Origin of the sequence: Pararhodobacter sp. (genome assembly GCF_036802785.1) — a bacterium.
GTDB lineage: Bacteria > Pseudomonadota > Alphaproteobacteria > Rhodobacterales > Rhodobacteraceae > Pararhodobacter.
Window position 1 is genome coordinate 38,789 of sequence record NZ_DAIRVN010000021.1, and the last position, 20,786, is coordinate 59,574.

General features: G+C 65.9%; 26 protein-coding genes. 18 read left to right on the forward strand and 8 right to left on the reverse strand.

What is annotated here, in order from left to right; translation table 11 throughout:
* Position 1: 1 nt before the first annotated feature.
* Complete coding sequence (locus tag V7Q53_RS09570) at positions 2-1,411, reverse strand: cytochrome ubiquinol oxidase subunit I (protein WP_333828313.1); 1,410 nt, start codon at positions 1,409-1,411, stop codon at positions 2-4.
* Between the two features lie 81 nt (positions 1,412-1,492).
* Here V7Q53_RS09570 and V7Q53_RS09575 point away from each other — a divergent pair, with 81 nt between their 5' ends.
* The 8 genes from V7Q53_RS09575 (at position 1,493) to V7Q53_RS09610 (ending at position 7,355) form a co-directional block, all read left to right on the forward strand.
* The gene (locus V7Q53_RS09575) at positions 1,493-1,888 is read left to right on the forward strand and encodes a hypothetical protein (protein ID WP_333828314.1); all 396 of its coding nucleotides are present in this window, start codon (positions 1,493-1,495) and stop codon (positions 1,886-1,888) included.
* On the forward strand, positions 1,888-2,841 hold the full coding sequence (locus tag V7Q53_RS09580) for a carbohydrate kinase family protein (RefSeq protein ID WP_333828315.1): 954 nt from the start codon (positions 1,888-1,890) through the stop codon (positions 2,839-2,841). The genes V7Q53_RS09575 and V7Q53_RS09580 overlap by 1 nt, the downstream gene beginning before the upstream one ends.
* Positions 2,842-3,030: 189 nt before the next feature.
* Entirely contained in the window at positions 3,031-4,149 is a 1,119-nt protein-coding gene (gene ribB / locus V7Q53_RS09585; RefSeq protein ID WP_333828316.1) for a 3,4-dihydroxy-2-butanone-4-phosphate synthase, read from the forward strand.
* Between the two features lie 3 nt (positions 4,150-4,152).
* Complete coding sequence (locus tag V7Q53_RS09590) at positions 4,153-4,701, forward strand: 6,7-dimethyl-8-ribityllumazine synthase (RefSeq protein ID WP_333828317.1); 549 nt, start codon at positions 4,153-4,155, stop codon at positions 4,699-4,701.
* On the forward strand, positions 4,698-5,162 hold the full coding sequence (gene nusB, locus V7Q53_RS09595) for a transcription antitermination factor NusB (protein WP_333828318.1): 465 nt from the start codon (positions 4,698-4,700) through the stop codon (positions 5,160-5,162). Before V7Q53_RS09590 ends, nusB begins: the two co-directional genes overlap by 4 nt.
* A gap of 104 nt (positions 5,163-5,266) precedes the next feature.
* Positions 5,267-5,602 (forward strand): hypothetical protein, encoded by a 336-nt coding sequence (locus tag V7Q53_RS09600; RefSeq protein WP_333828319.1) that lies wholly within the window; start codon positions 5,267-5,269, stop codon positions 5,600-5,602.
* A gap of 256 nt (positions 5,603-5,858) precedes the next feature.
* The gene (locus V7Q53_RS09605; protein ID WP_333828320.1) at positions 5,859-6,767 is read left to right on the forward strand and encodes a CHAD domain-containing protein; all 909 of its coding nucleotides are present in this window, start codon (positions 5,859-5,861) and stop codon (positions 6,765-6,767) included.
* Between the two features lie 60 nt (positions 6,768-6,827).
* A complete protein-coding gene (locus V7Q53_RS09610; protein WP_333828321.1) occupies positions 6,828-7,355 on the forward strand; it encodes an MmcB family DNA repair protein in 528 nt (175 codons plus the stop codon).
* A gap of 69 nt (positions 7,356-7,424) precedes the next feature.
* On the opposite strand, the gene V7Q53_RS09615 is transcribed toward V7Q53_RS09610, so the two are convergent.
* Together V7Q53_RS09615 and V7Q53_RS09620 are read right to left on the reverse strand one after the other, a co-directional pair.
* Positions 7,425-7,847, reverse strand: coding sequence for a c-type cytochrome (locus tag V7Q53_RS09615; protein WP_333828322.1), 423 nt, complete (start codon positions 7,845-7,847; stop codon positions 7,425-7,427).
* A 129-nt stretch (positions 7,848-7,976) separates the two neighbouring features.
* Positions 7,977-8,774 (reverse strand): ABC transporter permease, encoded by a 798-nt coding sequence (locus V7Q53_RS09620; RefSeq protein ID WP_333828323.1) that lies wholly within the window; start codon positions 8,772-8,774, stop codon positions 7,977-7,979.
* A gap of 150 nt (positions 8,775-8,924) precedes the next feature.
* Between V7Q53_RS09620 and V7Q53_RS09625 the strand changes: the two genes are divergently transcribed.
* Positions 8,925-9,551, forward strand: coding sequence for a GcrA family cell cycle regulator (locus V7Q53_RS09625; protein ID WP_333828324.1), 627 nt, complete (start codon positions 8,925-8,927; stop codon positions 9,549-9,551).
* A gap of 37 nt (positions 9,552-9,588) precedes the next feature.
* Here V7Q53_RS09625 and V7Q53_RS09630 read toward each other — a convergent pair whose 3' ends face one another.
* Positions 9,589-9,996 carry a metallopeptidase family protein gene (locus V7Q53_RS09630; RefSeq protein ID WP_333828325.1) on the reverse strand — a complete coding sequence of 136 codons (408 nt, stop codon included), beginning with the start codon at positions 9,994-9,996 and terminating at the stop codon, positions 9,589-9,591.
* Positions 9,997-10,068: 72 nt separating this feature from the next.
* On the opposite strand from V7Q53_RS09630, the gene gltX reads away from it, so the two are divergent.
* A complete protein-coding gene (gene gltX / locus V7Q53_RS09635) occupies positions 10,069-11,394 on the forward strand; it encodes a glutamate--tRNA ligase (protein ID WP_333828326.1) in 1,326 nt (441 codons plus the stop codon).
* Between the two features lie 206 nt (positions 11,395-11,600).
* Here the strand turns inward: gltX and V7Q53_RS09640 are convergent, their stop codons facing one another.
* The gene (locus V7Q53_RS09640) at positions 11,601-12,305 is read right to left on the reverse strand and encodes an NUDIX hydrolase (RefSeq protein ID WP_333828327.1); all 705 of its coding nucleotides are present in this window, start codon (positions 12,303-12,305) and stop codon (positions 11,601-11,603) included.
* Positions 12,302-12,712 (reverse strand): DUF983 domain-containing protein, encoded by a 411-nt coding sequence (locus V7Q53_RS09645; RefSeq protein ID WP_333828328.1) that lies wholly within the window; start codon positions 12,710-12,712, stop codon positions 12,302-12,304. The genes V7Q53_RS09640 and V7Q53_RS09645 overlap by 4 nt, the downstream gene beginning before the upstream one ends.
* 193 nt (positions 12,713-12,905) lie before the next feature.
* Here V7Q53_RS09645 and V7Q53_RS09650 point away from each other — a divergent pair, with 193 nt between their 5' ends.
* The 4 genes from V7Q53_RS09650 (at position 12,906) to V7Q53_RS09665 (ending at position 15,221) form a co-directional block, all read left to right on the forward strand.
* Positions 12,906-13,544, forward strand: a complete 639-nt coding sequence (locus V7Q53_RS09650; RefSeq protein ID WP_333828329.1) for an EF-hand domain-containing protein — start codon at positions 12,906-12,908, stop codon at positions 13,542-13,544.
* 126 nt (positions 13,545-13,670) lie between these two features.
* A complete protein-coding gene (locus V7Q53_RS09655; protein ID WP_333828330.1) occupies positions 13,671-14,264 on the forward strand; it encodes an RNA polymerase sigma factor in 594 nt (197 codons plus the stop codon).
* Complete coding sequence (locus V7Q53_RS09660; RefSeq protein WP_333828331.1) at positions 14,261-14,704, forward strand: hypothetical protein; 444 nt, start codon at positions 14,261-14,263, stop codon at positions 14,702-14,704. Before V7Q53_RS09655 ends, V7Q53_RS09660 begins: the two co-directional genes overlap by 4 nt.
* 10 nt (positions 14,705-14,714) lie before the next feature.
* Positions 14,715-15,221 carry a periplasmic heavy metal sensor gene (locus tag V7Q53_RS09665; protein WP_333828332.1) on the forward strand — a complete coding sequence of 169 codons (507 nt, stop codon included), beginning with the start codon at positions 14,715-14,717 and terminating at the stop codon, positions 15,219-15,221.
* Positions 15,222-15,252: 31 nt separating this feature from the next.
* On the opposite strand, the gene V7Q53_RS09670 is transcribed toward V7Q53_RS09665, so the two are convergent.
* On the reverse strand, positions 15,253-16,629 hold the full coding sequence (locus V7Q53_RS09670; RefSeq protein ID WP_333828333.1) for a diguanylate cyclase domain-containing protein: 1,377 nt from the start codon (positions 16,627-16,629) through the stop codon (positions 15,253-15,255).
* Between the two features lie 151 nt (positions 16,630-16,780).
* Between V7Q53_RS09670 and V7Q53_RS09675 the strand changes: the two genes are divergently transcribed.
* From V7Q53_RS09675 to V7Q53_RS09690, 4 genes are all read left to right on the forward strand, one after another.
* Positions 16,781-17,065 carry a DUF3572 domain-containing protein gene (locus V7Q53_RS09675; protein WP_333828334.1) on the forward strand — a complete coding sequence of 95 codons (285 nt, stop codon included), beginning with the start codon at positions 16,781-16,783 and terminating at the stop codon, positions 17,063-17,065.
* An 11-nt stretch (positions 17,066-17,076) separates the two neighbouring features.
* Positions 17,077-17,775 (forward strand): HAD family hydrolase, encoded by a 699-nt coding sequence (locus V7Q53_RS09680; protein ID WP_333828335.1) that lies wholly within the window; start codon positions 17,077-17,079, stop codon positions 17,773-17,775.
* A gap of 83 nt (positions 17,776-17,858) precedes the next feature.
* A complete protein-coding gene (locus tag V7Q53_RS09685) occupies positions 17,859-18,497 on the forward strand; it encodes a heme NO-binding domain-containing protein (RefSeq protein WP_333828336.1) in 639 nt (212 codons plus the stop codon).
* Positions 18,497-19,522, forward strand: a complete 1,026-nt coding sequence (locus tag V7Q53_RS09690) for a GGDEF domain-containing protein (RefSeq protein WP_333828337.1) — start codon at positions 18,497-18,499, stop codon at positions 19,520-19,522. Before V7Q53_RS09685 ends, V7Q53_RS09690 begins: the two co-directional genes overlap by 1 nt.
* A 34-nt stretch (positions 19,523-19,556) precedes the next feature.
* Here V7Q53_RS09690 and V7Q53_RS09695 read toward each other — a convergent pair whose 3' ends face one another.
* Positions 19,557-20,729 (reverse strand): M24 family metallopeptidase, encoded by a 1,173-nt coding sequence (locus V7Q53_RS09695; protein ID WP_333828338.1) that lies wholly within the window; start codon positions 20,727-20,729, stop codon positions 19,557-19,559.
* Positions 20,730-20,786: the final 57 nt, after the last annotated feature.

Here is a 20,786-nt window from a genome sequence, read left to right on the forward strand (position 1 = left end):
CTCACTCCACCGGGATGAATTTTTTGTCGACGGCTGGCGCGGGGGTTACGCCTGCCGTGCGTGTCGGGCCCAGATCACTGATCGACGCGCCGCCTTCGGGGTGTTTGCCCATCAGGCGCAGAATGTAGAACGTGCCTGCGCCGAAGACCGCGAAATAGATCACGATGAACGCGACAAGCGACGCGCCCACCGCCGCGGCCTCGATCGGGGCGACGCTGTCACGGGTGGAGAGCAGGCCATAGACCGTCCAGGGCTGGCGGCCCACCTCGGTGGTGATCCAGCCCGCCAGAACCGCGACAAAGCCCGCAGGCCCCATGGCGATGGATGCCCGGAAAAGCCAGGGCCGGTCATACATCGTGCCCCGCCAGCGCAGCAGGGCCGCCCAGATGCCAAGGCCCAGCATGGCGAAACCCAGCGCCACCATTACCCGGAACGACCAGAAGACGATGGCCACCGGCGGGCGCTCTTCGCGCGGGAAATCAAGCAGGCCGGGCAGGGGGGAGGTCAGATCATGCGTCAGGATCAGCGATGACAGATAGGGGATCTGGACGGCGTAATGCACCGTCTCGGCCTCGGCATCGGGGATGCCGAACAGGATCAGCGGCGCGCCACCTTCGGGGTGCGGATCGAAATGTCCCTCCATCGCGGCAACCTTGGCGGGCTGGTATTCCAGCGTGTTCAGCCCGTGGAAATCTCCGGCAACGATCTGCAGCGGCGCCACCACGATCAGCATGCCCATCGCCATGGAAAACATCACCCGCGCGCCCTGATTGGCGCGGTCCCGCAGCAGATGCCATGCGCCCACCGCACCCACCACTAGCGCCGTCGTCAGATAGGCCGCGAGCACCATATGCACCAGCCGGTAGGGGAAGGAGGGGTTGAAGACGATCGCCCACCAGTCCACCGGCACGAACTGGCCCACATCGTTGATCGCATGGCCCTGCGGGGTCTGCATCCAGCTGTTGACCGACAGAATCCAGAAGGCCGAACCAAGGGTGCCGACCGCCACCATCAGCGTGGCAAAGAAATGCAGTTTTTCGCCCACCTTTTCGCGGCCAAAGAGCATGACGCCCAGAAAACCCGCCTCAAGGAAGAAGGCCGAGAGCACCTCATAGCCCATCAACGGCCCGATCACCGGTCCCGCCTTGTCTGAAAACACCGACCAGTTGGTGCCGAACTGGTAGGACATCACGATGCCGGAGACCACGCCCATGCCGAAGGCCACCGCAAAGATGGTCTTCCAGTAGTTGAACAGTCTGAGATAGACATCGCGCCCGGTCCACAGATGAAGCCCGTTGAGCACGGCCAGATAGCTTGCCAGGCCAATTGAAAAGGCGGGGAAAATTATGTGGAAAGACACCGTGAAGGCAAACTGGATTCGCGCCAGTTCGATTGCATCGAAGCCAAGCATGGGCAGGCCTTTCGATTGGTATACTGCTTGTGCATGAATAGCATCAGGCCGGGATATATTCAACTTTCAATATGGGACGCATTGTCACAGCCCGGCGCGCGGGTTGCCGGAACGCTGTCACAGCCTGACAACGGCGCCACGCACGAAGCGTTCCGGGGCCGCGATACGCTGTTCCGGAGAGGGGGGCGTGCTGACCTTTTCCACCGTGACCGGCATTGTCAGCCTTTCATCGTGGTGGTGCCTGTGGGCGGGTATGATACGCTGGCGGGGGCGATCCATCCCTCCCTCGCCTATGTGGGGTTTTCCGTGTTCGATCTGCGCCAGTGCTTCCGCAACCTGCCCGCCCGAATGCCCGAGGCTGCGTGCGTCGGCGGGGCGGGCATTTGGCGCCAGTGCCACACCATCGCGCTGATCCTTGCGCGGATGGACAGCCGCAGCCTGTTTAAGGCCTTGGCGCCCGGAAACGGAGGGAACTGATGGCACGTCTTCTTGTAACCGGCGCAATCAACCATGACCGCTTCGTGCGCATCGACCGGCTGGTAACCGGCGCGCGTATAAGGGGCGAGGATCTGGGCCTTTTCATCGGCGGTGCGGCAGCGAACAGCGCCCGGGCGCTTGCCCTTGCCGGGCATGCCGTGACGCTGGCCTCGGTGCTGGGCGCAGGTCCGCGTGGCGATGCGATTCTGGCGGAACTGGCGGCGGCGGGGCTGGATGTGTCGCGGGTCGCACGGCCTGAGACCCCGGTGCCCGAGCCGATGATTCTGCTGGATGCCGAGGGCGAGCGCACGATCCTCTATATCGGGCAGGCGGGGCCGGGCAGGCGGGTCTGGCATGACGGCCTCGACATCGCCGGGTTTCACGGCGACTGGGACGGGATTTATATTGCCGCCGAGGCGCCGGGAACCGACGCGCTTTCCCGGCGGCATCTGGGGCGCGGCCCGGTGGTTGCGCAATGGTCGCGCCGTGATGCGCCGCCCGTGGCCGAGGTGCTGATCGCCTCGCAGGAGGCAGTCGGCGCGGAGGCCGCCCTGCCTGCGCCGGACGCTCTCGGCTTCCCCCGCTGGCTGGTGGTGACCGAAGGCGCGGCGGGGGCGCGTGCAATCGGGCGCGACGGGCAGGTGCTGCGCTGTCCTGCCGCGCCGGTCGCACAGGTTGTGGATACCACTGGCGCGGGCGATGTCTATGCGGCGGGCATTCTGCACGCGCTGGTCAGCGGCTGGGAGATGGCCGAGGGTATGGCGCTGGGTGCCGGGCTTTCGGCAATGCAACTGGGTGTCGTGGGTGCGGCCTGTCCACCCGCCGCGCGGGCGCTGTTCTTTCGTGCCGCAGCCCATGCCGCGCGCCATCTGCCCGTCGCGGAAAACGACGGGCCGAAAACTCATGCGAATGAACCGGCGAAAAATCTGATGCCCGACAGCGCTGCCCCCTGACGATGACCGGCCCGTTTCTCCATCCCGAGGATGGAGCGCACAGGTTCGGCCGGCGCCGCCTGACCTTCCCGTGCAGGGCCCCCCTTCGTGCCTCTGCGCACCGATGTCCTGCGCGGGCGCACCGTTCGCCCCCTTTCCCCCGCTTTGTCCTTGCGCTATCTGGGCAGCAACGCAGGAAAGGGACGAACCATGACCTTCGAGACCCCCGGACCGGTCGAAGAAAACTGGCATGACGCCATTTCGACCATCGAAGAGATCATCGACGAGGCGCGCAACGGCCGCATGTTCATTCTCGTCGACCATGAAGACCGCGAGAACGAGGGCGATCTGGTGATCCCCGCCCAGATGTGCACGCCGGAAGCCATCAATTTCATGGCCACCCACGGGCGCGGCCTGATCTGCCTGACATTGCCCGGCAGCCGGATTGACGCGCTGGGCCTGCCGCTCATGTCCACCAACAATGCCTCGCGCCATGAAACCGCTTTCACCGTGTCCATCGAGGCGCGCGAAGGGGTGACCACCGGCATTTCGGCCTATGACCGGGCGCGCACGGTTGCCGTGGCGATTGACCCGTCGAAAACCGGCGCCGATATCGCGACGCCGGGCCATATCTTCCCGCTGCGCGCGCGCGACGGCGGGGTGCTGGTGCGCGCGGGCCATACCGAAGCCGCCGTCGATATCTCGCGGCTGGCGGGGCTGAATGCCTCGGGCGTGATCTGCGAGATCATGAAAGATGACGGCGATATGGCGCGCCTGCCGGATCTGGTGGCCTTTGCCCAGAAGCATGGCCTCAAGATCGGCACGATCAGCGATCTGATCTCGTATCGCCGCCGCCACGACAACCTGGTGCGCGAGACCGAAACCCTTGAGGTGACATCGGTCTTTGGCGGCGACTGGCAGATGCGGGTCTTCACCGACCAGACGCAGGGCGCCGAACATGTGGTGCTGAGCAAGGGTGATCTGAGCACACCTGAGCCGGTTCTGGTGCGCATGCACGCGCTCAACCCGCTGGAAGATGTGCTGGGCGTGGGCGCTGACCATGCAGGCGATCTGCGCGGCGCGATGCGCACCATCGCCGCCGAGGGGCGCGGCGTGGTTGTGCTGCTGCGCGACACCTCGATGAAGCTGATGACCGGCGAGGCCCACGCCCCGCAGACCCTGCGCCAGTACGGGCTGGGGGCGCAGATTCTGGCAGCCCTTGGCCTGCATGAACTGGTGCTGGTGACCAACTCGCCCACGCCGCGCATTGTCGGCCTTGAAGCCTATGGGCTGTCGATCACGGGCACCCGCCCGATCCCGAAGGAGTGAACCATGGCCGGAGCCAGCCACTACAGCCCGCCGATGCCTGCATTTGAAAAGCCCGTGAAGGTGCTGATCGTCGTTGCCCCCTATTACAAGGACATCGCCGATGATCTGGTTGCCGGGGCGCGCGGGGTGCTTGACGCTGCGGGCGCCACGCATGAGCTGATCGAGGTGCCGGGCGCGCTGGAAGTGCCCACCGCCATCGGTCAGGCCTTCCGCATGGCCAATTTCGACGGCTTCGTGGCGCTGGGCTGCGTGATCCGGGGTGAGACGACGCATTATGACACCGTCTGTAACGACAGCTCGCGCGCCCTGACCCTGCTGGGGCTTCAGGGCGCCTGCATCGGCAACGGCATCTTGACCGTGGAAACCCACGAACAGGCTGCCGTTCGCGCTGATGCTGAGGGCCAGAACAAGGGCGGCGGCGCGGCGGCGGCGGCGCTGCATCTGATCGCGTTGTCCCGGCGCTGGGGCGCACCCAAGCGCAACATCGGCTTCCTTCCCGCCAATGGCGAGGTGCAACTTGCACAGGGCCGGGACGGGGGCACACAGGCATGAGCGGCGGCAAGGACAAGCGCGCCCTGCGCGCGGCTGCACGCTTTTACGCGGTTCAGGCCCTGTTCCAGATGGAAAAGTCAGGCCAGACGGTTGAATCCGTCCGCCATGAATTTGTCACCCATCGGATCGGCGTCGAGGGTGAGCATGAAACCTGGGTTGAGGCCGATCTGGCCCTGTTCAGCAAACTGGTTGATCTGGCTGTGGATTTTCAGGCCAGTATCGACCAGTTGACCGACCGCGCGCTTGTCGCCAAATGGCCGATCGCCCGGATTGACCCCACCCTGCGCGCGCTTTTCCGTGCCGCCGGTGCGGAACTGAGCGAAACCGACACGCCGCCGCGCGTGGTGATCACTGAATTCGTGCAGATCGCGCAGGCCTTTTTCCCTGAGGGGCGTGAGTCGAAATTCGTCAATGCCGTGCTGGATCACATGGCGCGCGAAGCCCGGCCCGAAGCATTCTGACCCTTGGGCGGGGCAGGTCTCTGCCGCCCCGCCGGTGCCGCGACAGATTGGCCTCTCGCGCCGCGCGCGAATGGGGCTATATGTGCGGGGCAGGAGGGTTTCATATGCCTGAACTCGTCAAACTCTATATCCGGCAGGTGCTGATCGGCTTCGGCCTTGCCGCCGTTTTCGTGGCGGTCCTGCTCTGGGCCGATGTCGCGCGCCTGCGCAGCCTGATCATGGCAACGCAGGGCGGCTGGATCGCCCTGTTTTTACTGTTCTTTTTCAACGGGCTGGTCTTTGCCGGGGTGCAGTTTGCCATCCGCATCATGCAGATGGCCGAACCCGAAGACAAAAGCGACGGCGGCCTGCGCGATTCCCTGCTGGTGCCCGATGCAGAGCCTGTCCCGGTCAGGGTGGCGGCTGAGGTGGCGGGCCCGCAGCGGCCGTGGAAGGCTTGAATTTCCCGAGAGCCTGACTAATCAGGTGGGCGCCGGATACCAGGGCCAGGACCCTGGCAGAGCCAGCCCCCTCGGAAATGCTTATCGGCCACTGGAAAAGGGCCTTCCACGAGAAGAGCAGCACCCGCCAAGAACGAATGTAGGCCTGTCCCGGGGTTCCCGCAAGGGGGAAGGCGCGCACACGAAACTGTGATACATTTCTGTCATGCCCGGGTGCTTAACTCCCTGTCAGCAGAGTGGGAGGCGGGTGAAGAACATGGCCTACCAGTTCAGTCCCGATGACAAGAACATCGAAGCCGGGGTGCGGCGCATCGCGGCTGAGCGCATTGACGCCGCCCTTGCGCGCGCGCCTGCGCTGCCCGATGCGGGCAGTGTGCACGGGTTGCGCAAGGAAACCAAGAAGTTGCGCGGGCTGTTGCGGCTGGTGAAACCCCGGTTCAAAGGCTTTGCGCGCGCGGAATCCGCGCTTAGGCGCAGTGCGTCGCAACTGGCGCTCGTGCGCGATGCCGAGGTGCGCATTGTCACTTTTGACAGCCTTGTCGCCGCTGACGATCCTTCCGCCACGCTGAACGATCCGGCGGCTCTGCGGGCGGTCCGAGCGATCCTTGCCGGGGATGTGGAAAGCCTGCGCGATCCGGCACATCTGGCCGCCGCGACTGAGGTGCTGCGCGACACGCTGGTTCAGCTGCGCAGCGAGATTGACGACTGGAAAATCAAGGGCCACGGCTTTGAGGTGCTGAGCGAAGGGTTGAGCGCCACCTGGCGGCGCGCGCAACGCGATCAGCGCGGCGCCGAGCGCAGCTTCAAGGGCGCTTTCGATGCCGGGCCGTTCCATGACTGGCGGCGTTCGGTGAAGCATCACTGGTATCAGGCGCGCCTTCTGTACCCCCTCTGGCCCGAGATGATGGCCCCCCATATCGCCGCCGCCGATGCGCTGGGGGAATTGCTGGGCGATCATAATGACCTTGATGTGCTGGTGCACAGGCTGGCGCAGGATATGCCAGAGGGGCTGGTGCCCGCTGCGGCGGCCCTGTCGGAGCTGGCGCAGGCGCGGCGACGGCAGCTTGCCGGGCGGGCGCTGCTTCTGGGGCGCCGTCTGCTTGCTGACCGGCCGGAGGCGCTGGTGGCCCGCTGGGGGCGCTGGTGGGTCTTGTGGCGCGGCTGAGCGGGCAGGGCGCGCTGGACGGTGCTGGACAGGGGCACCCGTGCGCGCCATATCCGGTTCATGCAACCGGCTGATACCCCCGACCCGCACCGCCTCTTTGGCCCCGGCGCTGATGCCTCCGACGGGGATATCCTTGGCGCTGGCACATCCGGCGCTGGCCTGCCCGCGCTTGCTCCCGGCCAGCGGCTGGCGCGTGGGGTCTGCCGCCTGATGCGCTCGCTCGATTTCGCCACGCTGGACGAGGTGGTGCCGCGCCCGGGCCTGCGGGTGGATGTGATGGGGCTGGGCCCGAAGGGTGAGATCTGGGTGATCGAATGCAAATCCAGCCGCGCCGATTTCACCTCGGACCGCAAGTGGCAGGGCTATCTGGAATGGTGCGACCGCTTCTTCTGGGCTGTGCCGCCTGACTTTCCCGTGGATCTGCTGCCCGAGGGCGCCGGGCAGATCGTGGCCGATGATTACGGGGCCGAGATCGTGCATATGGCACCCGAACACCCGCTGGCGGGCGCAAGACGCAAGGCGATGACCCTGCGCTTCGCGCGGATGGCGGCGTGGCGGCACCTTGGTATGCGCGACCCGGGGCCGTAATCCAGGCAGGGCGATAAATGCAAAAAGCCCCGCCGGAGGGGCGGGGCGTTCTGATGTTGGTGACAGCGATCAGTTGTCGAGGCTGTCGAGATAGGCGAACATATCCGCCGCGCCCGAACGCATCTGGAAATTCATCGGCGAACGCGCCGAGGCATTGCCGGAATGGCTGCGCACAAAACCCGTGGGATCCTGCACATATTCCACAAAGTTTGCTTCATCCCAGACCAGCCCGGCCTCACCGGCGGCGACCAGATCGGCGCCATAGCGGAAGCCGTCCACGGTGCCTGCCTGACGACCGACCACGCCATAAAGGTTCGGCCCCACGCGACCGCCATTCTGAATCGTCTCGCCGCCGGGGCTGACGATCATGTGGCAGGCACGACATTGCCGCCACTGCTGCTCACCGGCAGCCGGGTCACCGGCAAAAGCGGCAGAGCCCGTCAGGCCAAAGGTGGCGGCTGCGAGCGCGGAGAGGGCGTATCTTGCGGTCATGGCTTCCTCTGAACTTCTCTAGGGAATGAATCCCCTACACCGCATAGATGCACTCTAACCTGACACAGATCAAGCTTTCGCGCGTTTTTCGTGATGCTACCCTCTGTCACACTTGCGCGACAAGCCTGCTCAGGGCTTCAGGCGGTAACCGATGCGGAACCAGTTCCACCCCAGCGCCGACAATCCCGCTGCAGTCAGGGTGATCACCACCAGCCCCAGCACCGGGTCACTGTCCGACACCCCCAGATAGCCATAGCGCGCACCGTCGATCAGGTAGAACACCGGGTTGAGGTGGCTGATCGTCTGCAACCAGCCCGGCAGGCTTTCGAGCGAGTAGAAGGTGCCGGAAAGGAACGACAGCGGGGTGACCACAAAATTGGTGATCGCGGCGATCTGGTCGAACTTGTTCGAGAAGATCCCGGCGACAATGCCGAGCGCGCCCAGCATGCAGGCGCCGATCAGAACCACCAGCAGCAGCCACAGCGGATTCGCGGGCACCAGCCCCAGCGTGGGCCAGAGCGCCAGCGCGATGATGGCCGCCACAATCAGCCCCCGCGCCGCGCCGCCCGCCAGAAACCCTGCCACCATTTCGGCGGGGGACAGCGGCGGCATCAGGGTGTCAACGATGTTGCCCTGCACCTTTGAGATCACGATTGACGAAGATGTGTTGGCGAAAGCGTTCTGGATCACCGTCATCATCAGGATGCCAGGCGCCAGAAAGGCTACGAAATCCACCCCCATCACCGCCCCGCGTGACGGGCCGATGGCAAGGCTGAAAACCGCCAGAAACAGGCCTGCGGTGATCAGTGGTGCAGCCAGTGTCTGGGTCCAGACCGCGATGAAGCGCCGTGTTTCGCGCCATGCCAGCGTCTGCATGCCCAGCCAGTTGACGCGTCCGAAGCGGCGTTCGCCCATATTGCGATGCATGATCCACACTCTCCCGGGGGTTTTTCGTCTCGGCCATTGCCATTGATGCGGGCGCCTTGTATCTCAACACGTCCCGGTTAGAATAGGGGCAAAACGAAATGAGCGGTACGCGCCCCTGCGGGCGATCGTGCCGCGTTGCGGAGTCAGAGCATGTCCTGGACCGACGAGCGCGTTGAACTGCTCAAGAAAATGTGGGCCGAGGGTAAATCGGCCTCGCAGATCGCCAAGGAGCTGGGGTCGGTGACCCGCAATGCGGTGATCGGCAAAGTGCACCGGCTGGGCCTTTCCAGCCGTGGCGCGGATGCAGCCGCGGTCGAAGCCCCGGCAGAGCCGCCCGCCGCCGAGGCACCGCGGCCCAAGGCACCCGTTGCCGAGGTGCGCCGCCCGGCCGAGCCCGAGGTTCAGGCCCCGGCCAGCGCCCCCGATGCGGCGTCGGACGAAGACAAGCCCGCCGCACCTGCGCCCGCCAGCACCACCATCGTGCATATGCCGGGCCGTCGCCCCATCGTTCCGGCGGGCCAGCCCCTGCCGCCGCAACCCTCGGCGCATGAAATCTCGCCCGAGGCGCTGGCGAATGTCCGTGAAGTGGAAAAGGGCGCGCGCAAGCTCAGCCTGATGGAGCTGACGGAGCGCACCTGCAAATGGCCGATCGGCGACCCGGCGACCGAGGAATTCTGGTTCTGCGGCCTGCCCGCCGTGGCCGGAAAACCCTATTGCGAGGCGCATGTCTCGGTTGCGTTCCAGCCCATGCAGTCGCGCCGCGACCGCCGCCGCTGAGCGTTCCGCCCCCTTCCTCATGTCCGGGGGCGGCGCGTCACTCCCACCAGCGGTCGATGCGGGCGATATCCTCGTCTGACCAGCCCAGATGGTGGGCCAGTTCATGCACATAAATATGCGTGATCAGATGGTCGAGCGTGACATCGCCCCGCGCCAGCCATTCGTCCAGTATCGCCGCGCGGAACATCCAGATCACGTCCGGCTGGCCGGGGCTGTCAAAGAGCGATTTCTGCGTCAGCGGCACCCCCTGATAGAGGCCCGTCAGCTCAAACGGGTCTTCGATCCCCAGCTCTGCCAGGATGTCATCGGGGGCGAAATCGACCACCTGAACCGCCACGCCCGCCGCCGCGCTGGCAAAGGGTTCGGGCAGGCTGGCGCGCGCCTGATCGGCCAGTTCCTCGATATCGGCAAGCCCGGGCGCATGGCGGCCCTTCCAGTCGCTCATAGCGTCCCTCCCGTGCAGGTTATGGACAAAACCGCGCGCTTGTGAAAAACAGCCGCGAGCAGGAGATTTTCCATGACCGTCACCCGTTTCGCCCCCTCGCCCACCGGCTATCTGCATATCGGCAACCTGCGCACCGCGCTGTTCAACTACCTGATCGCGCGCAAGACCGGGGGGCAGTTCATCCTGCGCCTTGATGACACCGATCAGGAGCGTTCGAAAGAAGAATATGTTGACGGCATCAAGGCTGACCTTGACTGGCTGGGCCTGCACTGGGACCGCGTCGAGCGTCAGTCCGAGCGGCTGGAGCGCTACCGGGACGAGGCCGCGAAGCTGCGCGCCAACGGGCGTTTTTATGAATGTTTTGAAACGCCTACGGAACTTGACCTGAAGCGCAAGAAGCAGCTCAACATGGGCAAACCGCCGGTCTATGACCGCGCCGCGATGGCGCTGGACGAGGCCGCGCGCGACAAGCTGCGCGCCGAGGGGCGCGAGGGCTACTGGCGCTTCAAGCTGGATCTTGAGCGCATCGAATGGGCGGACGGCATTCTGGGCGATCTGTCGATTGATGCGGCCTCGGTCTCGGACCCGGTGCTGATCCGGGCGGACGGGCAGGTGCTGTATACCTTTGCTTCATCGGTTGACGATATGGATATGGGGGTGACCCATATTGTGCGCGGGGCCGACCATGTGACGAATACCGCAACCCAGATTCAGATCATTCAGGCGATGGGCGGCACCGCCCCGGCCTTTGCGCATCACAGCCTGTTGACCGGCGCGCAGGGCGAGGCGCTGTCGAAACGGCTGGGCACCCTTTCCTTGCGTGATCTGCGCGCGCAGGGCGTGGAGCGGATGGCGCTTTTGTCGCTGATGGCGCGGCTGGGCTCCAGCCAGCCCGTTGAGCTGCGCACCGATCTTGACGAAATTGCCGAAGGTTTTGAGCTGTCGCAATTCGGCGCGGCTCCCACCAAGTTTGACGCCGAAGACCTCTGGCCGCTGACCCGCGCGCATGTTCAGGCGCTGCCGCTGTCGGCGGTGTCGGACAAGCTGGCGGCGCTGGGTGTGCCGGCGGATCAGGCCGGGGGTTTCTGGTCGGTCGCGCGCGAAAACATCACCCGGCTGGACGATCTGGATGGCTGGTGGGCTTTGTGCCGCGACGGTGCCGAACCCGATATCGCGCCCGAGGATGCCGAGTTTGTCTCGGAGGCGCTGAAACTGCTGCCCCCGCCGCCCTATGGCCCCGATTCATGGGCCAACTGGACCGCCGAGGTGAAAGCCGCGACGGGGCGCAAGGGGAAAGGCCTGTTCATGCCGCTGCGCAAGGCGGTCACCGGGCAGGCGCATGGGCCGGATATGGCCTCGTTGATGCCGCTCTTGCAAAAGGTGCCTGCGCGGGGGTGAACCCGGCTGGCGGAAAGACCCAAGGCCCCGCCGCCGCCGGGGCCTTTTTCATAGGTGATGACAATGGATGGCGGGCCTGTGACGGGGACGGGCCTGTGATGAAGACGGGCCTGTGACGGAGACGGGCCTGTGACGGAGACGGGCCTGTGACGGAGACGGGGCTGAAGCCGGGACGGGCTTGTGACGGCAGCGCACCCCCTGCCGGATCACCCAATGCGGCGAAAGACCGGCGCGGTGCCTGAGTTGTCAAAAAACGGCACGCTTTCGGGGGTGCCTTCATGCAGCACCGCCTCAGCCTCGGCCAGCACCACTTCGGTGATGAAGGGCAGGTCCAGCCGCCGTGCCTCGGCCAGTTCGATCCAGTGCAGATGGCTCAACTCGTCGCAGGCATGCGAGAAATCATCGGGGTCGCCGATCACCGCGCGCACATCGGCCAGAAAGAAGCGCGCATCGAAACGCCGGGTGCGGCCCGGCGGGGTGATGGCGCGGAAGATGTAGTGCAGCTCCTCGGGCGCAGGGCTCATCCCCGCATCGGCGAAGCGGCGCCAGTCCTGCGGCAGGGGCCCTTCCCACGGGGCGGGGCGGGCGAGCATCAGCCCGGATTCCTCCCAGAGTTCACGGATCGCGGCGGCCAGCATGGCCTCAGGCGCCGGGGCCATGGGGGTAACGGGCTGTGCGGCCAGCCGCTGGCGGGTGCGCGGGTCAACCGGCTGGGCAAAGCGGATCAGGCTGTCGTCAGGGTCAATCGCGCCGCCGGGAAAGACGAATTTGTTGGGCATGAAGGCCGCCCCGGCCCCGCGCTGCCCCATCAGCACCCGCGGCGAAGGGGTGTCGGCATCGCGCACCAGCACGATGGTCGCCGCATCGCGGATCGCTGTCTTGTCAGCTGTGGCCGGATCGACCGTCGTCATTCGGTGTGCCGTTCCCCCCCGAAACCATGCATCCGGTGCGCCCATTGCATGGCGACGAAAGCGCCCTTGAGGCGCGGCAGCAGATACAGCGCAAGCGACAGGGCAAGTGTCCAGCACAGCGCGATCATCACCCAGGGTTCAGGCTGAAAGGCAAGAAAAACAGTAAGATAGACTGCCATCACCAGTTTGCCGACGATCAGGATGGTCAGGAAGGCCGGTCCATCATCGGCGCGCTGGTGGTGCAGCTCTTCGCCGCAGGAGGGGCAGGCGGGAAGAACCTTGAGATAGCCGGTCATCAGATGCCCTTCACCGCAGGCCGGGCAGCGCCGCTGCCAGCCGCGCAGAAGCGCCGGGCGCAGCGGGCGGTCGGTGTCGGTTGCGGAATGCTGGGTAGCGGCAAGGGTCATGTCAGGATCGCTTTCTGCCTGGTGCACGAAAGATGCATGGCAAACATACAATAGGCATCGCTTGCGCAGGGTCAACGCATGGCGATCTTTTTTCAGAAGCCTGCGACGGAATGTCTGGGGGCCGCCGTATCACTTGATGTCAAACGCGCTGAACCGGTGCCCGGCTCAGCCATGATCATGGAAGGATATCCTGATGAAACTGTTAACCGCAACGGCTGTCGCGCTTATTCTGGGTTCTGCCCCGCTCCTGGCCTCGGCCGACCGGGGCGCCGTCGCGCCCATGATGCCCGCTTTTGACTTTGCCACCGCCGATGCTGATGGCGATGGCGCGATCACCCGCGACGAATGGACCGCGTATGTCAGCGATCTGATGCAGACGCGGCGTGCCGCGCTGTTCGAGCGCCGCGCCACGCAGATGATCGAGGCCGGGGATACCGATGGCGATGGCCTGCTCAGCCACGAAGAGCTGGCAACCGCGTTCGAGGCGCGCCACGATGCCTTCCGTGACCGGATGGCCGAACGTGCCGAACAGCGCGACGCAGAACGCACCGAGCGCCGCGCCGAGCGCACCGAGCGCCGGGCCGAGGGTGCGGAACGCCGTGCCGAGGGCACGCGGGGCGAACGTCACGCGGCGCGCGGCGACCGGCAGGGCCGTGGGCATGGGCCGCATTCGCATCGCCAGCGCATGATGTCACCCGATGATTTCGCCGAGCGCAGCTTCCGCCGCATCGATGCCGACAGCGACGGAACGATCAGCGCCGAGGAATTCGCCGCCGCGCAGGAGCGGTGGGAGCAGCGCCCGGGCCGCGACCGCGCTGACAAGACCGACTGAGCGCCTTGCATGCGGGCGGCCCCGGCGTTACCGCTGACTGCGGTGCAGCCACAAGGAGCTGCCCGCCTGCCCACTGCCGCCCGCCCGCCCCTGCTTTGTGTTCTTTCCGGGAAGCCCGTCGCCAGCATGCCTGAACCTGACGACCAAAGCGCCGATGACAGCGCCCATGCAAGCGACGAGGTCCTGCTCAGCCGTTACGCTAGCGGTGATGGCACCGCCGCGCGGCTGTTGCTTGCGCGACTCGCCCCGCCGGTGCTGCGCCTTGCCCGGCGCCTGCTGGATGACCCGGCCGAGGCCGAGGATGTCACGCAGGAAGCCATGCTGCGCCTGTGGCAGATCGCGCCCGAATGGCAGGCGGGGATGGCGCGGCCCTCGACCTGGCTTTACCGCGTGGCGTTCAATCTGGCGACGGACCGGCTGCGCAAGCGGCGCGGCGTCGCGCTCGACAGTGTGGATGAGCCGGTGCACCCGGCCCCGGCGGTGCTGGATGCGATGATCGCCACCGACCGCGCGCGGGCGCTGGAAATGGCGCTGGAAACATTGCCTGAGCGCCAGCGCGTGGCCGTCGTGCTGCGCCATATCGAAGGGCTCGCCAACCCCGAGATCGCTGAAATACTGGGTGTGGGGGTTGAAGCCGTGGAAAGCCTGATTGCCCGTGGCAAGCGCCGCCTGAGCGAAATACTCGCTTCAAGGCGCACAGAACTGGGGTTTGAACGATGACCGAACGACCGCAAGATCAACCGGGGCGCGAGGATGACCGCCTGCTTGAGCCGTTTTTCGCGGCGGCACGCGCGCAGCCTGAGGCCGCATTGCCCGACGCCCTGTCCGGGCGGCTTCTGCATGATGCCCTGTCTCAGCTTCCTGCGCCCACCCGTCCGCAGCCGCCGTCCCGCCCGCTGGCCGGGTTCAGGGGCTGGTTTGCCGGGCTGGGTGACCAGGCGGGCAGGCTTCTGGGGGGTGCGCCGGGCGTTGCGATGGTCTGCGTCGCGGGGCTGGCAGGGGTCTGGATCGGTGTCGCCGTTCCCGGCTCTGCCGAGGGTCTGACGGCCTATATCCTGCCCGGTGCCGCGTCGCTGGTGCAGGGTGGTGAAGGCTGGGCCGAGGCGGCACAGTATCTTGGTGAAGATGATGCGCTTCTGGCGCTTCTTGACAATTTCTAGGGAGGGCGGCATGGCCGGATCCGAAGGCGGCAATACAGGCGGCGGGGCAGGGCGCAGAGACCGCATCCTGCGGATTGTTCTGGTGGTGTCGCTGGCGCTCAACCTTCTGGTGCTGGGGGTTCTGGCCGGCGGCATGATCAAGGGCGAGCAACGGCAGCGCATGCACAGCGCGTCGGATCTGCGCACCTTGTGGATGGTGATGCCGGAAGAGGTGCGCGACGAGATGCGCCGCGCCGCAGGGCCGCGCGGCGACGGGGATCATGCCGCCGCCCGCGAAGAGCGCCGCGCCCGCGCCGCTGCGCGCGACGCCGAAATTCTGGCATTGCTGCGCGCGCCTGAATTCGATGCTCAGGCCTTTACCGAGGCGCTGGATGCCGAACATGCCGAGCGCGCCGAGCGGATTGCGCGGGCGCATCAGGCTTTCGTGGCCCGTGTCGCGCAGCTGGACGCGGCTGAACGCAGCGCAGTGGCCGACCGCATCGAGGAAGGGACCGGCCGTCGTCTGCCCGGACGGTGAACACGGCTGCCCTTGCCGCCACTGTGCGCGCTCAGGCGGCGGTGGCTGATATCGTGACCTGATTGCGCCCGTCCGCCTTGGCGGCCAGCAAGGCGCTGTCTGCGCGGCTCAGAATCTCTTGTGCTGTTGTGCCCGGCCCGCCCATCGCCAGGCCGACCGAGATGGTCACCTGAACCGCTTCGCAGCCGCTTGCGGGCAGCGGGATCGCTTTTTCCCCCACCGCCCGGCACAGCCGGTCAGCAACCTGACGGGCCTCAGGCAACAAGGTGTCCGGCAGGACGACAAGAAACTCCTCACCCCCCATGCGCGCGATCAGATCACCCGGATTGAGACTGTCGCGCAGCCGACCGGCCAGCGTTTCAAGCACCGCATCGCCCGCGGCATGGCCAAAGCGGTCATTGATGGATTTGAACCTGTCCAGATCCAGCGCCATGACCGCGAATGCCTTGCCTGACCCTTCGGCGCACTTGGCGATCCGTTCCAGATGCGACAGCGCATAGCGGCGGTTATGGAGGCCGGTCAGCGGGTCGGTCACTGCCAGTTTCATCCCGTCGTGAACCTGCCGCCGCAACAGGTCGGTGCGCCGCTTGCGCTGGATATGCAGGCGCAGCCGCATCGCCGTTTCCTGCGCGACAAAGGGCAGGGTCAGAATGTCATTCGCCCCCAGATCAAGCGCCATCGCCGCCGTCTCGGAATCCGCCTCGGGCAGTACCAGGCTGATCGCCGCATCCCGGCTCGCAAGGCGGGAGCGAAGATCGGCCACCAGCCGCAGCCCTGAACCATGCGCGCCCAGATGGGCCGCAACGACATAGAGATCAGGAACCGGGCGCTCGTTGGTATCGGTCAGCGCGCCCGTGGGGGTAAGTATTTCGATCTGATCGGGCAGATAGGGCGCGAGCGCCGCGCGCCAGCTCATCGCGATGACCGGCTCAGCCGCGATCAGGCCGATACGCCCGGGCCCGGCAAGGGACGGGTCGGCGTCCTGATAGCCCAGCTCCTGCCAGGTGGCGGCGCGCAGGCGCAGCTCGGCCTCGGTCTCGCGGGTGCGCAACAGGCTGCGGATGCGCGCCAGCAGAATCACCTCGTTCAGGGGCTTGCTCAGAAACTCGTCCGCACCCGCCTCCAGCGCCTCCAGCCGCCGCGCGCGATCGGACGAGGCGGTGATGATCACCACCGGGATATCGCGCGTCAGCGGGTCAGCGCGCAGGCGGCGGCACACGTCGATCCCCGAGATGTCGGGCAGCATCATGTCCAGCAAGATCAGCTTGGGCCGTTCATCGCGCGCCATGGCAAGGGCGGTGGCACCATCGGCCGCCTGCACGCTTTCGTGGCAGGCTGACGCCAGCTTGACCTTGAGGATGATCCGGTTGATCGCCAGATCATCCACGATGAGAATCTTGCCCGTCATCCTGTGTGTACCCTGCCGCCTGTTGCTGCGGTCATTTGTGCATTGATTGGTTCGTTCAGGCAGCTTACCTAGGAGTTAACGCCAAATGGTTAACGAATTCTTTCCAAAGGCGGAAACCGGCGCGGGCAGGTCAAAAAGGACACGGGCTTCCATGGCAATGACACAACCCGCTGCCGAGCTTCTGGCAGTGCAGGTGCTGGGCTGGCTGGCGCAGGACCATGATCGGATCGCGGCCTTTCTGGCGGCGACGGGCACCGAGCCCGACAGCCTGCGCCGCAACGCGCAGGACCCGGTGTTCCTGCTGGCCGTGATTGATTTTCTGATGGCGGATGAGGGGATGCTGCTGGAATGCTGCGCCACGCTTGAGATGCCGCCCGAAACACCGGCAAACGCCCGCGCGGCCCTGCCTGGCGGCGAACAGTTTCACTGGACATGACGGGCCCGGACATGAAGCACATCCGCGCGGTTCTTTTCGACAAGGACGGAACGCTGTTTGATTTTCAGGCAACCTGGGGCGTCTGGGCGGGCAGGATGATTGCTGAACTGGCCGGGCCTGACCCCGCCTTGCGCGCGGCGCTGGCCGAGGTGATGGGCTATGATGCGGCGACCCGGCGCTTTCTGCCGCACAGTCTGGTGATCGCCGGCACCAGCGAGGAAGTTGCCGAGCTGATCGCGCCGCTTCTGCCCGCCCGGGCGGGCGGGGCAGGCGCGCTCATGGCGCAGATGGCCGCCGCCGCCGCCGAGGTGGCCGTGGTTGAAACCGTGCCGCTGCGCCCGCTTCTGATGCAGCTGCGCGGTGCGGGTTACCGGCTGGGCGTGGCGACCAATGACAACGAGGCGGTTGCCCGCAGCCATGTCGCTGCGCAGATCGATCTGTTCGATTTCATCGTCGGTTTCGACTCCGGCCATGGCGGCAAGCCCGAACCCGGGATGCTTCTGGCCTTTGCCCGCCATTGCGGTCTGGCGCCTGATCAGGTTCTGATGGTGGGTGACAGCAGTCATGACCTGATCGCCGGGCGCGGGGCGGGGATGGCGACGCTGGCGGTGCTGACAGGCGTTGCCGCCGAGGCCGATCTGGCCCCGCTGGCCGATGCCGTGCGCCCCGATATCGGCCATCTGCCCCAGCTTCTGGGCCTTACCGGCTGAACGGCGGCCCGCGCCGGGCGGAGTTCTGAATTCCTTAACCCCTTGGCCCTAGGCTGAGTCGCACCGATGATTGCGGGGCGCTCATGCACGGTCTGATCAGCAAGGCGATTCAGTCTTTTCTCAGCGATTCCTATGGCGAAGCGCTGTGGGAGGAAGTGGCGTTGCGCTCCGGTCTCAGGCTGCGGCTGGGTCCTGAAGGCTTTGAGGCGATGCAGCTCTATGACCCCGCGCTGGGGGAGGCGGTTCTGGCCACGGCCTCGCAGCTTCTCGCCACGCCACGGGAATCGCTTCTGGAAGATCTGGGCACCTATCTGGTGTCCAATGACCGGCTGGAACCGCTGCGCAGGCTGCTGCGGTTCGGCGGGGTCAGTTTCACCGATTTCCTGTATTCACTGGATGATCTCGGCGGGCGCACCCGTCTGGCCGTGCCGGAACTGCAACTGCCGGAACTGACGCTGAGCGAAGGCGGGCCGGGCCGCTTCATTCTGACCTGCCACCGGTGCCGCGCAGGGTTCGGACATGTCATGGTGGGTGTGCTGCGCGCGCTGGCGGATGACTACGGCGCGCTTGCGGTGCTGGAGCATCGGGGAAGCAGGCGCAGGGCTTCCCTCGGGTCCAGGCGGGCCGATCAGCATTTCGATGAGATGATCGCGATCGAGCTGCATGATCCGGCCTATCACGCCGGGCGGCGCTTCGAGCTTGCCGTGCCGGAGGCGCACTGATGGACGGCGACCATTTCCAGCCGGATTTCACGCTGGCGCCCGGCGCGCTGGGTCAGCTGATGCCGATGTATCTTCATCTCGATTCAGACTGCCGCATCCGCGCCGCCGGGCCGACGCTGCTGAAACTGATGGGGACCGATGTGATCGGCGCTGATCTGAGGGCGGTCTTTTCGCTGCGTCGCCCCGCCAAGCTGCGCCATGCCCATGATCTGGCGCAGGCAATGCGGCTGCGCATGAACCTGCGCCGCGCACCGGGCACCGGGTTCAAGGGCGTCGCGGTGCCGCTCAGGGGCGCGGAGGAGGTACTGGTCAACCTCTCGTTCGGCTACGCGGTGCGCGAGGCGGTGCGCGATCACGGCCTCAGCGACACCGATTTCGCGCCGACCGATCTGGTCATTGAACTGCTCTATCTGGCCGAGGCAAAGGCCGCCGTGATGGGGGAGCTGGCGAAGATGAACCTGCGACTGCGCAGCGCCAAGCAGCAGGCCGAAGAACAGGCACTGACCGATGCGCTTACCGGCCTGTTCAATCGCCGCGCCATGGAGCAGAAGCTGTCGCTGCTGCTGGCATCAGGCACGAACTTTGCGCTTGTCCATCTGGACCTTGATTATTTCAAGGAGGTGAATGACACGCTGGGCCACGGCGCCGGGGATCATGTGCTCAGCGAGGTCGGCAAGATCCTGTCGGGTGCGGTGCGCGAAACCGATCTGGTCACGCGGGTGGGCGGGGATGAATTCATCCTCATCCTGCCCGACCTCACCGACCCGGCCCCGGTGCACCAGCTTGGCGCGCGCATTCTCGAACGGGTGAAGCTGCCCTTTCTTCATGAAGGCCGACCCTGCCGGATCGGCGCTTCGATCGGCGCGGTCCTGTCGGCGGATTATTCCCGGCCTGAGGCTTACCGCCTGCTCTCGGATGTCGATCACGCGCTCTATACGTCAAAGCGCGAGGGGCGGGGGCAGCTGACCGTGCTGCGCCCGGATGATCCGCCGTCAATGGGCGCGGAGGTTTCCGATGCCGGGTAAGCCCTTGCCTGCGATCGTAAAAAGGCCGGAGCACTCAGTCCTTGACGGTGATCTGACCGGGAAGATCGCACAGCCTATCGGCGCCCGTTTCTGTGATGACAATGCTCTCGGTGATCTCCAACCCGCCGTCATCCAGCCAGAGCGCGGGCATGAAATGAAACACCATCCCCGGTTTCAGCACCGTGCGGTCGCCGCGGCGCAGCGACATCGTGCGCTCGCCCCAGTCCGGCGGATAGCTCAGCCCGATCGGATAGCCGCAGCGGCTGTCCTTTTCAAACCCCAGCGCGTTGAGCCGGGCGTTGAAGGCATTGGCGATGTCTTCGCAATGGTTGCCCGGGCGGGCCTGTTCCAGAGCCACGGCGGTGGCCTCCTGCACGGCGGCCTCGGCGCGGCGGTATTTCGCGGGCGGCTCGCCAAAAAACAGCGTTCGCGAGAGCGGGCAGTGGTAGCGCCGGTAAACTCCCGCAATTTCAAAGAAATGCGGTTCACCGGCCAACATGGGCCGGTCATCCCAGGTCAGATGCGGCGCGGTGGCGTCAAGCCCCGAGGGCGCCATGGGCACAATCGCGGGGTAGTCGCCCCAATACCCCTCCGCCCCAAGGGTGCCGGTGCGCAGGATCTCGGCCACCAGCACATTCTTGGCCAAGCCGGGCTCGGCAACCTCGATGATGCGGCGGTGCATCGCCTCGACGATGCGCGCGGCGCGGCGGATGCGCTCCAGCTCCGCAGGCGATTTCACGGCCCGCTGCCAGTTCACCAGCCCGCCGGCATCGGTCAGCGTGCCTTCAAGATGCGCCTCCAGAACTGCATGCGCCTTGGCGGAGTAATAGTAATTGTCCATCTCCACGCCGATGCGCCCGCGATGCCAGCCCTTCGCGGTCAGAAGCGCGGCCAGCACTTCCATCGGGTGCTTGTCCGGGTTCTGGACATAACTGTCCTCGTAGGAATGGATGCAGTCATCGGGCATGCAGACCGTGCGCCGCGCGCCTGCCGCATCCATCCCCCGCCCCCACCAGAGCGGCGGGCCATCCGGGCCGATGACCACCGCCTGATGCACATAGAACGACCAGCCGTCATATCCCGTCGTCCAGGCCATGTTCGACGGATCGGTGATGATCAGCGCATCAAGCCGGGCCCGCGCCATGGCCGCGCGGATGCGCGAGAGGCGATCGGTGTATTCGGCGGCAGAGAAATCAGCGGTGTCCATGGCGCTCCTTTCGGGGGCGGGGCTTTCCGGGGTCTGTCTGGTATACACATCTCCGAG